4 protein-coding genes are annotated in these 15,606 nt (G+C 38.3%); 1 reads left to right on the top strand and 3 read right to left on the bottom strand.

Annotated elements, in window-relative coordinates:
- Window positions 1-117 precede the first annotated feature (117 nt).
- A complete protein-coding gene (locus BXY75_RS06050; RefSeq protein ID WP_121906817.1) occupies window positions 118-2,181 on the top strand; it encodes an amidohydrolase family protein in 2,064 nt (687 codons plus the stop codon).
- A gap of 73 nt (window positions 2,182-2,254) precedes the next feature.
- Here BXY75_RS06050 and BXY75_RS06045 read toward each other — a convergent pair whose 3' ends face one another.
- The 3 genes from BXY75_RS06045 to BXY75_RS06035 all read right to left on the bottom strand — a co-directional run bounded on the left by BXY75_RS06045 (window position 2,255) and on the right by BXY75_RS06035 (window position 15,606).
- Window positions 2,255-3,241, bottom strand: a complete 987-nt coding sequence (locus tag BXY75_RS06045) for a PorP/SprF family type IX secretion system membrane protein (RefSeq protein WP_121906816.1) — start codon at window positions 3,239-3,241, stop codon at window positions 2,255-2,257.
- A gap of 40 nt (window positions 3,242-3,281) precedes the next feature.
- Window positions 3,282-12,956: a T9SS type B sorting domain-containing protein gene (locus BXY75_RS06040; RefSeq protein WP_121906815.1), complete on the bottom strand. Its 9,675-nt coding sequence runs from the start codon at window positions 12,954-12,956 to the stop codon at window positions 3,282-3,284.
- Window positions 12,957-13,038: 82 nt separating this feature from the next.
- Entirely contained in the window at window positions 13,039-15,606 is a 2,568-nt protein-coding gene (locus BXY75_RS06035) for a PorP/SprF family type IX secretion system membrane protein (protein WP_121906814.1), read from the bottom strand.

Genomic DNA, 15,606 nt, shown 5'->3' with positions numbered 1-15,606 from the left:
GAAGAGCGTGGTTCTCGATACTTCAGCCTGAGGCAGACAGAATTTTACTCGAACTGACATGCTAACTTTAGTGTACATCAAATTCTAATGAGCTTTACCTAATTAAAAAACGAACTAATGAAATACTTTGTTTTCTTAGCTACGCTAGCTATGCTTATACTTACTTGTAGCAATAAGCCGGATTATGATTTAGCAATTACAAATGTCAAAATATTTGACAGTAAGACTAAAACGGTGGCTATCAATAAAACAGTTTTGATAAAGGCCGATACAATTGCAGCGATTATTGATGTTGACAACTCATTTAGTGCAAAGCAAACTATAAATGGTAATAATCGGTTACTCACACCGGGTTTTATAGATACACATGTGCATCTTATTGGGAACTATGGGGTAGATGCCGATTTGCCTTCAGACCATTTGGAAGATGACGGCCTTAAAATGATTAGGGATTTAACGGCATATCATTATCTCAACTATGGGGTGACCACCATTATTGACATGGGCCAACCGGAAACTTGGATGGATCTCACTTTAAACTGGCAAAAGAATCCTGAGCCACATTATCCAAATCTCTACATCAACGGTGGATCAATAGTTTCTGATGAAGATCGAAGACAGCCTTCTCATCACATAGAAGTCATGAATCCCGAAGACGGAAGAAAGAAAGTTAGAGACTATGCGGCAAAAGGCATGAAGTATATGAAACTCTATAGTAAACTTCGGAAACCGGACTATGAAGCGATGGCTGATGAAGCAAAAAAACAAGGGATTATTATAAATTCTCATGTGGACAACAATGTTGTAACCATCGGGGAAGCAATGGATTATGGTGTTAAAAATTTCGAGCATTTCTTTACGCTAACCCCAAGTGTTTTGTCGTACGATGATCACTGGCCTTTAATGAATGAAAAATTCGGAATTAAAATGAATTCGAGTATTGATGAGTTTGCTGCGCAAATGGTGTTTTTCTTCGGATATATAAAAACCAAGCCGGAAATTGAAGCGAAATTATTCGCTCTATTTGATAAAATGGCTTCGGAAGGTGCTACCTTAAGTTCGGCATTGAACGTTTTAGCTTCAGCCAGCGGACAGTCAGATTTCTTCACATCATTTGAATATTTTCCTATTCGGAATTCACCAATGGTGTCCTATTCCGAAGCACAACAAAAGCAATTGGATGATGCATATCAAACGATGACGAACTACTTAAAAATAGCTTATGATAAAGGTGTTAGCCTACGCATTGGAACAGACTGCCGATTTGGAGGGCGTGCTTTGCTATCGGAGCTAATTTTACTAAATAAAGCAGGCTTTTCCATCGAAGATGTATTACAGATGGCTACTTTAAACGGGTATCGGGCCATGGATTTAGATAAAAATTATGGATCAATCGAAGTAGGGAAGAAGGCCGACCTTTTACTTTTTGAAAAAGATCCATTTGATAATGTAAAGAATATTTTATCGGAAAAGACGGTGATCAAAGACGGACAAGTTTTTATGCTGAAGAAATCCGTGGGTCATGAACTCATGCAATTAATGATAACTGTAGGCCCGGAAAACGGTAAGAACTGGTTTGTGAATGCCTTGTCTGATGATACCTATGGCGAATTAGAAAGCAGTGAGTTACGAAATACGGTGAAAGAACTTATTGGAGGTGGCAAGATAGCAGAGGCTATGACAGCTCATGAGTTGTATATAGAACACTTTCCAAATAGAACATTTACTATTGATGGTACTATTCTCACAAACGTGGCGTATCGCTTAGCAAGAGAGGGAAAGACCGCTTTGTTAGCAAAGTTTCATGAGTTTAATCGGATCAATTTTCCCGAAGCACAAAAGTTTCTTGGATTGTCTGTCTATATGGCGATTATAAATAAAGGTATCACAGCTGGAGAAGTAGAATTCGAAAAAAACAGAAATAATCCTGAATATAAGTTGGATGAAAATGAAATGAATGGTGTTGGCTATTTGTTTCTACAAAAAGATAAAACCAAAGAAGCGATCGCTGTTTTTAAAATGAACGTTTCAGCCTTCCCCGAGTCATGGAATGTTTATGATAGTCTGGGTGAAGCTTATTTGACAGATGGAAACAAAATGCTGGCGAAAAAGAACTATCTAAAATCGTTGGAACTCAATCCTGAAAACAACTATGCGATTGAAGCATTAAAAAAACTTTAAGTTGGGTTTATCTTCGGAAGTATTTGCGACGATGGTTCATAAACGTGAAATGATTCAAAATACTAGTTTGTAATTACTGCCATAGTTTATTTCCAGGATCGTATTTTCCTTCAGTACAAGGACAGTCACTTAATTCTTGTAGAAAATCGAAACCGATAGTGACAGCATGTGTTCCAGAGTTATAACCTGTTAATTCGTTCAGCGTGATTTGGTAGGCATATGAAAAGTATACGATAGATTTTTTAAAACCTGCCATAGGTCCAATATTTAAAGGTTTTCCAACTTGATCATTTAAAAAACGATAGGAGGCTCCAAACCAAAAGAAATCATCGTCCCGATTGTATCTTCTAAACTTTATATTTATATCGGTACTCGATCTATTATCACTAGCGAAGTTTTGGTAAAATGCCGAAGGTTCAATTTCAGACTGATTATTGCTTTTAATAACATAACCAGAATATACTTGAAAGTTTAAAAGTGAATTTGGTTCTAACCCATCAAAAGCATCCGTTTTTTTTGGTAAAATATTACTAGCATTGAAGCTAAGCCAGAATTTTCTAAGTCTATAAAGAGCGCCTATGTCGAAATTGTTATTCATTACAGCTCTATCATCATTAATATTTGGGTCCACAATGGGGATTTCATACGTGGGTTCGAAATTATAGAAATCAATTTTAAAACTGTTTATGTTATACGAAAGTCCGAAGGATAAATATTGTCGCGTCTTATAATCTAGTATTAAATGATGGGCATATGAAAACTTCAAGCCTTGCTGACGTGTGTTTCCATTTCTATCTGTGTAGGCCGAAATCCCTACCCCGGAGCGACTTGCCATTCTTATATCCATATACAAGGCCGCGTTTCTCGGAGCATCTTTAATACCAACCCACTGTGTTAATCCATTGGCTCTAATTCTAAAATTATCACCTATTCCAGCAAAGGTTGGAGAAACCACAAAATCATTATCCGCTAAATACTGAGTAAAAACGGGTAAATTGAGTTCTTGTGCTGAACTCTGAACTACCATTAAAACGAGTAGGTATTTTAGTATGTTTTTCATAATAGTCTTTATTAGTAACGATTAAGATGATAGGTAGTTATTACCTATACAGCGTAAAATGACCTACGAAATCACGGTTGTTTGATGGGTCTATTCTAACGACATACCAATAGTCTCCCGTAGGCAACTCGGTATTATTATATCTTCCATCCCATTTTTCACCAACCCGCATCATGGCAACCCTACGACCATAACGATCATAAATTGAAAATACCAGATGAGGATAATTATCTACACAACCGGGAGCCCAATAATCGGTCACACCATCGTTATTTGGTGAGAAGTAATTTGGGATACAGATTCCAATAAATTCTTTTGTAATTTCTGCAACGAGTTGACATCCGCTGCTGTCGGTAACAATAACCGTAAAAGTTCCGGATTCAGTGATAGTAAATACATTGGTGTCACCAAAATTAACATCATTTAATGTAAATTCATATTCACCCGTACCTCCATTGACCGTTGCCACAATTTCATTGATATCTCCTTCGCTAAGCACTAATGTTAATGGAGTAAACACATGAAGATCAAAAAATTCGGTTATTTGCATGCAACCATTGGTATGTCTTACCGTAATGTAATTGTCTCTGCTTGGTGGAATGTTTGTAAATACATTGCTCGTTTGAAACGGACCATCATTTAATGAATAATCTAATTGCGTTATATCCACTAAATTTTCGTCAACCGTTACAGTCACCTGATTCACAGTTGCATTTTCCAAGCAGATATATTCTACTTCAACAATTGGTACAATAAGCACAGCATCAGGGAAGGCAATATTCCATTCAGATTCGCAACCTAAACTATCACGCACGTAGACAATATGATTCCCACCACTTAATTCGATGAATTCAAATTCTGTTTGATCTGGTTCTCCGGTAACATAAACACCATTATATTCATCCAAACTCACACTATAGGGAAGGGTCCCTCCTTCAATTTCGATACTAAAAGAACCATTTGCATCACCTTCACAAACTTCAGGAAAGATCGAATCTGGCGTTATTGAGATTATCACCGGCAGCGATTCTTCAATTTCAAAGTTGAAGGTTAAAAAACAACCTAATTCATCTTGCACGATAACGTCATAAGCTCCCGGGCTTAGATTTTCGAAGAGGTTTGTTTCAAAAAACTGATCCAATTGTGGTGAAATAGCATAGAGAATAATACCCGATCCTCCGGTTGCAAAGATTTCCAAACTACCATTATCTTCTCCATAGCAAATTACCTCAGTCACGTCGTAATCGACTTCAAGAGAAGTTGCAGGTTCTGTAATATTTATTTCTTCGGAAGTTGCTAAACAATCACCACTTTCAACATAAACAACATAGGTTCCTACAATTAATCCGGTAAATATCCCCGGACTGTTTTGCTCCGCCGGAATAGTATTTCCTTGTAAATCCTGTAAAATATAAACGTAGTTACCAAGACCTCCTAAGGCGGTTGCTTCAATGATACCGGTATCATCGCCTACACAGTTAATCTGTGGATTCGTTGAAACCAAATCGATCTCAAGAGTTGGTAACGGATCAATTGTAATTTCATTCGAAACAATTGCAATACAATTGTTAGCATCTCTAACGTAGTAAGTATATGTACCTTCTGAAACTGTAAATGTTTCCGAAGAGACAAAACTACCCAGCACTGGATTAAAACCAGCATTATCACTATACTCATACATTCCGGTTCCTCCTGAAGCACTTAAAGTAAGTGTGGCCTCAGTTAAACATGTTGGAGTAGTGCTAGCAACTAAACTCGAAACTATTGGTTCAGGTTGGTCAATGGTCATTGGTAAAGAAGTAAATACACAATTATATCCATCGGTAATTGTCACAGAATAAATACCAACTCCTAAACCTTCAAATACGTTCGATGTCTGTGGTCCGGATGTGGTTGACACCGGCGAAATTGTATTCAACGTATAACTGTAATTTCCAACTTGTCCACCTGTAACATCTAGAACTGTTATTGTAGCATTTTGATCCCCAAAACAAGATAGCATAGTTGTATTCGGCACAAAATCGGCATCAATAGGTTCAGGTTCCATAAGAATAAGGACGTCCGTGGCGATACAGCCGTTGGCATCTCTAGTATTCACAGTATAAGTTCCTGCACTAAGATCTGTAAATGTATTATTTGAAGAATAAGGAATAGTACTGGCACCAGTAAGTTCATATTCATACGGACTTGTACCGCCACTTGCAATAGCAGTAATTGTTCCCTGATCGTTAGTACAAGTTACATTCGATGTTTCAGATATTTCCAACAATAAGGGCGTAGGAGGAGAACCTATAGTAACAACGTTCGTCGAAGTTGTACAAAATGGCGTTTCAGTTTCAATAATTTCTACCGAAAAATTACCTGAGGGTAACCCACTAATAATTTCAGGGTTTGTTGAAGTGTTGGCAGTTACAAGAACACCTACGGGAGTTCCGGCTCCATCGTATAATTGGTAGGTGTATGCTCCGATATACCCGTTAATAGTCAATTCCAATTCACCATTATTATCACCAAAACAATCGTTTGCTTCCGAAGCTATCAAAGTAGCATCTATTGTATCAAATGGTAAGACTTCAAAGGGAAGTGTTAAAAAGTAACAATCTGTATCCATATCATTTACCTGAAAATAATAGGTTCCTGGTCCTGAGATATCAAAACTATTTGATACTTGTGGGGCTCCGGTTGGTAACATTTGGTAAGTAAAATTCCCTGAACCACCCGTTACATTTATTAAAACCGATCCCGTTTCATTACAATCAATCGGTGTTCCAATAACGAAAGCTGTTGCTGTAATAGTTGGTAATGGCTCAATAGTCACTGTATTTGTCGCGATACAATTATTCGCATCTTTAGCGTAAACCGTAATGGTCTGCGTAGCGCCGGTGTCAGCAACCTCAAATACATTGCTATTAAAGTAATTTGTGCCATTGATACTGTATAAATAGGCTGGAGTTCCTCCAACTTCGGTAATGGTTATTACAGAAGTACTTACTGTGTTATTTGGATCACAAGAAAATGTTGTTGCACTGCCAGTAACTTCCAATAATGTTGGTTCATCTATAGTTACATCTGTAGTGGCAATACAACCTCTACCAGAAATTACTTGAACAGTATAAGTTGCAGCCGGTAATCCTGTAAAAATGTTACTGGTTTGAGCAGGAACTACAATAGGCGCTGTAATTTCATAGGTGTATATTGGATTGTTATTACTAGGCGGCAGATCAACTGTTATAGTACCATCACTAGCACCATTACAACTTGTATCGGTTCCTTCAGCTGTGAAAATAACAGGAGTTGCATTCTCTAATGTAATTGTAACATCTTCAGAACAAAGCGTAACAGTATCTGTAACTGTAACAATATAAGTTCCTGAAGGCACTCCCGAAAATACATTGCCTGTCAATATAATTGATGGCGGATTCGGACTAATACTATAATCATAGTTTGCTGTTCCTCCGGAAGCGGTTACTGTAATTTCTCCATCGTCATCGTCACAGCTTGGTAGCGCGGTCACGGCAGGAGTTAATCCTAATTGTGGCTCGATTATAACGGTGACTAGATTTCCACAACCATTCACATCATTTACTTCAACAGTATGTGTTCCTGAAAATAAATTTGAAATTGTAAATGGCGCTGATTGAGTCTGAAAAGCTCCGCCATTAATACTAAAACTATAAGGAGGCATTCCTGAAGTTACCAGGTTTACATCTATTTCAAATTCTCCTTCATTCGAAGAACACTGATTCGCAGTATCGGCCGAAATTACCGGAGATGGATCCATAGGAACGACTTGAACAGGGCTCGAAACAATACATCCATAAGCATCCATTGCATGTACATAATAACTTCCTGCATTTACATTAAACGTACTTGAAGTAGCCCATGATGGATCGGTAGCAATTGGTGCCGTAGGCGTGGTAGTTATTTGGTATAAATAGGGTGCCGTTCCATTTTGTGCAATGGCACTAACTACTCCAGAATTCGGATTACAATTAGCGTTTTGATCTACTGTGGCTGTTAGGCTTAAAAGTATCGCGGACTCTGTAATAGAAAATGGCACAGTTACAACTCCACAACCGGCATTAGGACCTGTTGTTTCTTCAATCAAAACAAAATATGTACCGAAAGGCAATGGGCCTAAATCGGAAACAACTAGGGAACCACCGGTAGGTACAGTACCCGTTCCTGAGATTCCTGTGGTTATTAATGATAAAGAGTCAAAAATCTCATAATTAACGTCTACCGCTGTACCATATACACTATTTATAGTGAAAGATACATCTCCATCATCACTCCCTGTACACGTAATATTATCTGAACTTACCGCAGTAGCAGTCAAAGTTGAGTTGGTAGGTATTGGAGTAGTCGCAGGTTCATAGTAACTACAATTTGTAGATTCATCATATACAATGAATGTATAGGTAACCCCCGGTATTAATCCGTTAAAAGTAGCAGATTGACTCCCAAGTGGTGCCTCTGGAATCCATGATCCCGGCGGATTAGGATAAACAGAAATCGGACCTTGATAAATAGTAAACCAAAACGGCCCGCTACTACCAAGAACTGAGCTTACGGTTACAACTGCCTGTCCGCCAGTTATACAGTTCACTGTGCTCGTAATATCAATATCTAAATCGGATGGAGGAGAAGCTACTAGTATATCCTGTATAAGTACAGAACAACCGTTCGAATCTACTACATTAATTTCATACAATCCGAAATCAACAACATCGAAACTCACAGAAGTTGATCCAGTAGCGTTTAATTCTGAATTAGAGTAACCGTTAGAACCTGTCACAAAATAATTATAAGGTGCAACACCTCCAACAACACTATTGATAATAATAGATCCTTGTGAAACTCCACCGGGGCCACAAGTAATATCAATGGCGTCATAATCCACAATAATTGGGTCTGGTTCAGTTATGGTAATTGTTTCTGTATCCTCACAAGAATTAGCATCTGTTACAGTTACAGTATAAACACCTGCTGGTAATCCTGATGTTTGTGTTCCGTAGTTCGTTCCTGTGGTATCATTGTTTACATTAATCACAAATGGGGGAGTACCCACCGTTGTGTCTATAGTAATATCAATAGCTCCATTTTCATCCCCATTACATAAGATGGGTTGAGTTTCTGTGACGAAATCTATCGCAGGTAGTGAAAGCGGATTTACCGTAATTATTGGTGATGTCGCTATACATCCACTGGCATCAGTAATTTGAAACTGATAAGTTCCATCAATAGCCGTAGAATAAGTGAATGGTGTCGCGGTTGTACCTTGTGTTGTAAATCCACCGCCGTTAATAGAAACAGCCAGTATAAACGGTGCTGTTCCTCCTGCAATAGTTCCTGTTATTACGGCATCCGGTGAAGAAGTACAATCTAAGTCTTTCGTTAAAACGGCGTTTACCATTAATTGTGGTGCAATGATTTGTGACGGTAATGTAATTTCACAACCAAAAGCATCTCTCACAGTAATGATGTAGTTGCCTGGAACTAAATTTGAAAATATATTGCTCGATTGAAAGGGCCCTCCGTTAATACTATATTCAAATGGTGCTTCTCCAGAAGTTACGTCAACTTCAATTGTAGCGCCATCTCCATCAAAACAGATGTCTGATGTTGTACTTATACTGGCAGTAACCAGATCAGGAATAGTTAACGTAAAAGTTTCCGAAGTAATACAACCATTGGCATCTTCAACATTAATTGTATAAACTCCGTCTTGCGTTAAATTTGAGAATGTTCCCGATGATTGCGTTGGTAATGTCGTTAAATCCGGAAGGGTAAGTGAAAATGTATAACCACCCCAACCTCCGGAGGCTGTAATTTGAATACTTCCATTTCCAACACAGGTGATTGGATCGATTTCGGTTGTGATTACTAAAGCAGTCGATGGTTCATCGATTATTACTGTTTCAGTTGCTTCACAATTTGAACTAAGATCAGTTACCACAATAGTATAAGTACCCGCATTCAAGCCTGTTAGAATTATTGGCGACGTTCCTGTTACAGTGGGATTTCCATTGATGCTATATTCAAAAGTTGTCGTTCCAATTACGATGAATTGTGCAATTCCGTCTGCCGTGCCCAGGCAACTTACATTTGCGATTGTTTCACCAAAAATCTCGATAGTAGGTAAGGGAGTTATAGAATAGGATTCACTGTAAATACAATCATTCGCATCCCTAACTTGAAAAGTATAAATATCCGGAACTAATCCAGGAAATATATTTGAAGTCTGATAAGGTGTCGCTGCCGAAACTGGTGCGATTATTTGATACTCCAGAGGAGCCACCCCACCTGTTGTCCCGGTAATTGTTACCGTAGTGGTGTTCGTAGGACAAGTTAAAGGAGCATGAATAAATGTTAAATCGGTCGGTGGATCAAGTGGTAGTATGGTAATTTCATTGGTGACAAAAGTACAGTCGTTAGCGTCCATAATGGTGACTGTGTAAGTACCTGATGTTAAATTAGAAAAGATCGGACTTGTTTGAAAAGTAATCCCATCAATACTGAACATATATGGGGGAGTACCTCCAGTAATATTTGTAACTTCAATCGTCCCGGTAGATGTACAAGTATAAGGTGAAATTAGTTCCGCTTCGCCTGAAATTGCAGTAGTCGAAGTAATTATTACCGTCTGTGGGTCTGATAAACAAACCGATGGACCAGTTGTGTATTGCACTAAGACAATATAAGTTCCAACTGCAAGTCCCGTAAACACAGGTGAATTTGTAAATACAATTCCTCCATCAATGCTGTATTGTAGACTACTACCATTTGGATTCGTAACGTCGATGGTAATCGTTCCTGTATTACCGGAATCGGCACATAGAATATCAGAACTTGTAACTGTAAAAACGGGTGGAAGGGTAGCATTAATTGTGATAGTAGTTTCTGCACTACAATTATTTGAATCCACCACCATAATATTATAAACTCCTGGAGAAGTAACTACAATCTCCGGAACAGTTTGAAAAACGGTCGTGCTATTTACAAAGTAAAAATAGGGTGCAGTACCTCCTTGCGGATAGACTGTGATTTCACCATCAGTACAACTTAGTGGAATAGTGATAGCAGCCGTTACTGTTAGCAAAGGCGGATCTATAATTGTAATTTCTTCAGTATAAGTACAACCATCTTCAGTTGCTACAATGGCAGTATAAGTACCAGAATTCAGGTTCCCAAAAAGATAGTTGTTTTCAATAATGGGTCCAACGCTATTCACTAAAGTTCCTCCTAAATAAAGAGAAAAGAAATACTGCGGCTCTGCGTCATTGGCTGCTAGATAAATATTACCCTTATCTCCATTACAAAGGGGTTGGTTAATAATAGTAGAAACCGTAAAATCCCGAGCTCTAACTAAAACATCAGGAACCGTAAATACACAGGCTGTCGAAGGAACGCCAACTTGTCTTATATAAATAGTATAAATACCTGCTGTAGTGATTGAAAATACATTACTTGACTGGTACGTTATACCATCCAGGCTATATTCATAACCACTAGGAACGTTACCAACAGTAATACTTCCAGGTGTTGTACATATAATATCAGTTACGGTAACCGTTGGATCTAATAAATTCTGATAAACATTAAAATAAAACTGATTGAAGCAACCTCCACTATAATTAATGGTCAATCGATATTGACCTGCGGTATTTGCAACATAGTCCGGACCTGTTCCCACCAGATCCCACGTACATGCGTTATTTTCATTGGCACAGTCGGTATTCGAAACAGGGGTACAGCTGGACTCATCCAGTTTTTCCCAAATGATGGTAACCGCACCATCAATATCAGTGAATATCTCTCTAAAATCGTTTTCCCCACATAAAAATATATTGGGTAATAGTTTACCATCGTTGGGACATGTAACTACTTCATCTGCAAAAGGAATCACAGGGTTCGTTATGCTCCCTCCATAGAGTGTCACATTATATTGCTGTACAATCGATTGACATGGAGCAATTGCAGTGTTGAAAGAATAATAGGTTCCGGTTGCAGTAACTATTATTGATTGTGTCGTTCCAATAACAGGAGTACCTGTAGGACTCGTTGACCAGGAATAGGTATCGTATCCATCTGCAGCTGTTAGTTCTAGCTCGTCACCACATAAAACTTCTTCCTGACTAAATACACAGTCATCAAGATCTGCCAAAAAATTAGTCGCTTGAGGCGTGATAAGACAACCCGTGTTCGTACTATAACTTGGATCATCTGTAATTATGAAAGTAGGATTCAATGTTCCTTGATAGGTTGAATATGCCTGGTTATTGATAATATTTGAGCAAGAATCTGCTAACTGCTGACAAGACTCCACAACGGTAACATCAATTCTTATTTCATAAGCAGGATCGTTCTCTTCTACGAGATAATTTTCTATATCAAAAACAATTTCCCGAGTAGTTGGGTCGTAACTTGCCACTGTTACTCCAGGAGGTAACGTGAGCCCGGAAGGATAGTCGAATATAATATTAATGGGTAAAATGTCCCTAATAGAGAAGTTAGTGGCATCATCATTTCCAACGTTTTGAAATCCTATCACATAGGTTAATTCCTGACCAAGATTTACAACTTGCCCACCAATATCGTTTCCAAATTCATCTTCCACAATTTTAGTGAGAACTATATGTGGTTCTATTATTTCAACAGCTAAGGCAAAAAAGTATTGAAAATAGGTATCGCCACTGGTCTCTAACCTAACAGTGGCAGAAGTAGCATCATTATCGATTACTGTATTCCCGGGATTGGGAACAGCAATAACTCCTGTGTCAAACCCAAGAGTATTGGTGCTATTTGGGACTCTATTATTAACGGGCAACGCATTAAGTTGGGTTACCGAACTATTAAAAAAGTTAGTTACCGGGCGATCTGCAGTCGAAAGACTGGTGCCGTTAATTTTTAATCGATCTCCTGTGATTGGTTTATCACCTTCTAAAGTTGCGAATGCAAAGTTCGCCCTCACTGGAGCTGGTGCCGGAATGGTTCTAAAACCTGACACTGGAATATCTAAATTCGGATTACCTCCTGAAACACTTATTGCACTAAAACCATCAAAACTAGTGATGGATTTACCAGGTAAAGTTGGGTCTTCATAAACAACGAAAAGCGACCATCCCGAAGAATAACCTGTTCCGTTGTAAGGGTTAAATGCACCTGTTTCACCTAATGCACTGGAAACATTTGCGATTGTATACGTTCCTAAATTAGGTCCTAATCCTGTAACAATATCAGTTACATCTGCATAACATGCATAAGGAAAACTATTACCTCCATCTACCGAAGTTCCATCAGCATCGAATATTAGAGTCCCCGTTATGTCATTGTATCCGCCTGTCGGACCTTTAAATTTTACATTGGTAATGGGTTGAGCTCCGCTTGTTACTGCTCCCCAGTATAAACCGGCATAGCGAATTATATAGCAATTCGGATTGGGAATTTCTAAATCAGCACTTGAAGAACTAAATGTAGTTGGGTCACCATCAATATCAATATACTGCATATCTACATTGTGATTGTAAACAGAGTTATCGTTGAACGGATTATTGTCTGGTCCCAGAATATTGTTTCCAATTAATACAATATCACCCTTAAGATCTTCATCAAATCTAGGTTCAAATGGGACGTAATTTTGAGCATACGCTTGTATGCTTAATATTAGGATGCCAAGAATGTGGGGAATTCTTAGTAAGTTAGGTTTGTTCATATCAACTGTGTTTTTAGTTGATTCTATATACTCCTGGAATTATTTCAGCAGGAGTGGGGGTATAGTATCGTTTAAGTCATTGTTAGTTTTCAATTTTAATTACGGACATATTTTCATTGTATGCAGCACTTTCTTTTGTCTTCATATATCTGTTAACATCATCAATTGAAGACGCTTTCTTACTGTATATATAATATTTACTGGTATTCACATCATAGAAGAAATCCACATCCTTATAACCGGATGCAATCACTTGAGTTAAAAATTCATTTCTTTTGCTAAGCTCACTGTGAACTGCAAGTACCAGATAATAGGCACTTTCAGTATTCTCAACATTTTTAAGGATCTGAATACTCTTACCACCTTCTTTTCCGTAATCAAAGTCATCTTTTGTCAAAGGAGTTTCAGCTGTTGATACAGACTGTCGAAGTCTTTTTAACGCACTTCTATCCTGTGCGTAACGATCCATTTCATTATCAAAAGCAGCACGTTTTATTCTTCGTTTACGTTCAAATTCGGTGGCGACTGCTATTTGTTTTAATGAAGAAATCAGCGTTTCGCGTGATCTGGCAACCTTATCCTGTTCGGTTTTTAAATCGGTTAATGCATTTATATAATAACCGTTTAATTCGTCACTCGGGTTATTCATGGATTTTACCCGCGTCTCTAGCAGAGATTCCAGTTGTGCTATTTTTTTCTTCTGCCTTAAAAGAACAGTATCAAGATTTATAATTAAAGTCTCAATTGCTCTATTCTCTTCACTTATACTTTTAAAAGGTTTTGGCTCCACATATATATTTTGCTCGCTAAGATCGTTTTCTTCTTTTAGATCTTTTAAATCGAGTTTCTTATTAACAACTGCAGTTTCTAATCGCGTTAATAATTCTGTCTGAGCCAATTTTGAGGCTTCAGATTCTATTGCTAATGCGCGTATCGATTTCCCGATTTCGTCAATTGGATTCTCAATCAAATTCTCAATAGAATTCTTCTCAGTTTTTAGTCTCGCTTGTTCTTCGGAAGCGATTCTTGCTGCTTCTTCAGCTTTCAGTCGTGCTTGTGCTTCGGAAGCTATTCTCGTTGCTTCTTCAGCTTTCAGTCTTGCTTGTTCTTCGGAAGCAATTCTTGTTGCTTCTTCAGCCTTTAACCTTGCTTGCTCTTCGGAAGCAATTCTTGCGGCTTCTTCTGCCTTCAATCTTGCTTGTTCTTCGGAAGCGATTCTTGCTGCTTCTGCTGCCTTCAGTCGTGCTTGTTCTTCGGAAACTATTCTTACTGCTTCTTCTGCCTTCAATCTTGCTTGTTCTTCTGAAGCTATTCTTGCAGCTTCTTGAGTCTTCAATCTTGCTTGTTCTTCGGAAGCGATTCTTGTTGCTTCTTCAGCCTTCAACCTTGCTTGTTCTTCGGAAGCGATTCTTGAAGCTGCTTCTGCCTTCAATCGTGTTTGTTCTTGGGAAGCTATTCTTGTTGCTTCTTCTGCCTTCAATCTTGCTTGCTCTTCGGAAGCTATTCTTGTTGCTTCTGCTGCTTTCAGTCTTGCTTGCTCTTCGGAAGCGATTCTTGTTGCTTCTTCTGCTTTTAACGTTGCTTGTTCTTCCGAAGCTATCGCAATAGTTTCATCTTTCAAATCTGTAGTAGTTTCCGAAGCACTTGTAGTTTTTGCAACCGCTTTCTTTGCAATTGGTTTTCTCTTTTTCTCTAACGAAATCAATCCTGCCAAATCATCATCCCGACTATAATCGTAATAGTTGCTGTTTTTAAATCGGTAGGCAAGCGTAATCTCATGAGCCGGGCCTAAATCGGTAAGTCCCATAAATGGTTTCTCATAGTTGTATTCGATCGCAATTTGCGATGTAATATTCACGCCTAAACCTCCGGAAGCCCCATAAATTGTATTATAACCTACCTGTGCCCAAATTCCTTTAGGAACGGTAAGCATAAATACTCCTGAAAATACAGTAGTTTCTTTTTGTAATTCCGTTCTAACCAAGGCTGAAAAACGACTGTCGCCAAAAAAGCCATAACCACCAGTATAACCGGTATACATAATATGCCCTTGAATCCCTTGTTTCGGGTTTTCTTCTATTAAACCTGAAGAACTGAAATTATACGTAACAACATTATTGAGAGAAACACCAAAATCCATAAAACCAGTTCCATAATTAAGACCTGGATTTGCGGTTAGTAAGAAATTTGAAGGAACATTTTCTAAGGCTGGATCTTGGGAATTGGTAATAACCTTTCCGGCATTTACACCGCTTTGGTAGGCACCAATATTTATCCCAAATGTAAGATTGCTTTCTTCCTGTATACGTACGTTGTAGGCAAAATTCACCATACCTCCAAAGGTGGTGAACACTCCATAATTTTGTTGAAATACACCTATACCGGAGCCTATATTTTCTCCAAATCTTCCTGAATAATTGAGAAGATATGTCTGGGGAGCTTCTTCAATCTGAACATGTTCTCTTTTGTTAGTGACAGATATATATTTTGTTTGTTCCCGTACAAAACTAAAAGTCGGATTCACCTCAAATCTATTGAACATCATTGAATTCCGAACCGGCACATCAAGCCCTACCGCTCCAATCTCGTTTTGAGCATAGATCATTCCTGTGAAACAGAAAAATAATAATATGGAGATCAGTGTTTTCAA

The sequence above is a fragment of the Ulvibacter antarcticus genome (assembly GCF_003688405.1).
Lineage (GTDB): Bacteria > Bacteroidota > Bacteroidia > Flavobacteriales > Flavobacteriaceae > Ulvibacter > Ulvibacter antarcticus.
The sequence above is the reverse complement of the archived record's forward strand: the minus strand, read 5'-3'. Positions and strand labels throughout refer to the sequence as shown.

What these genes read in the sequence shown, in the direction of transcription:
- BXY75_RS06040 (WP_121906815.1), bottom strand. Translation starts at nt 12,956, where the DNA reads ATGAACAAACCTAACTTACTAAGAATTCCCCACATTCTTGGCATCCTA.
- BXY75_RS06045 (WP_121906816.1), bottom strand. Translation starts at nt 3,241, where the DNA reads ATGAAAAACATACTAAAATACCTACTCGTTTTAATGGTAGTTCAGAGT.
- BXY75_RS06050 (WP_121906817.1), top strand. Translation starts at nt 118, where the DNA reads ATGAAATACTTTGTTTTCTTAGCTACGCTAGCTATGCTTATACTTACT.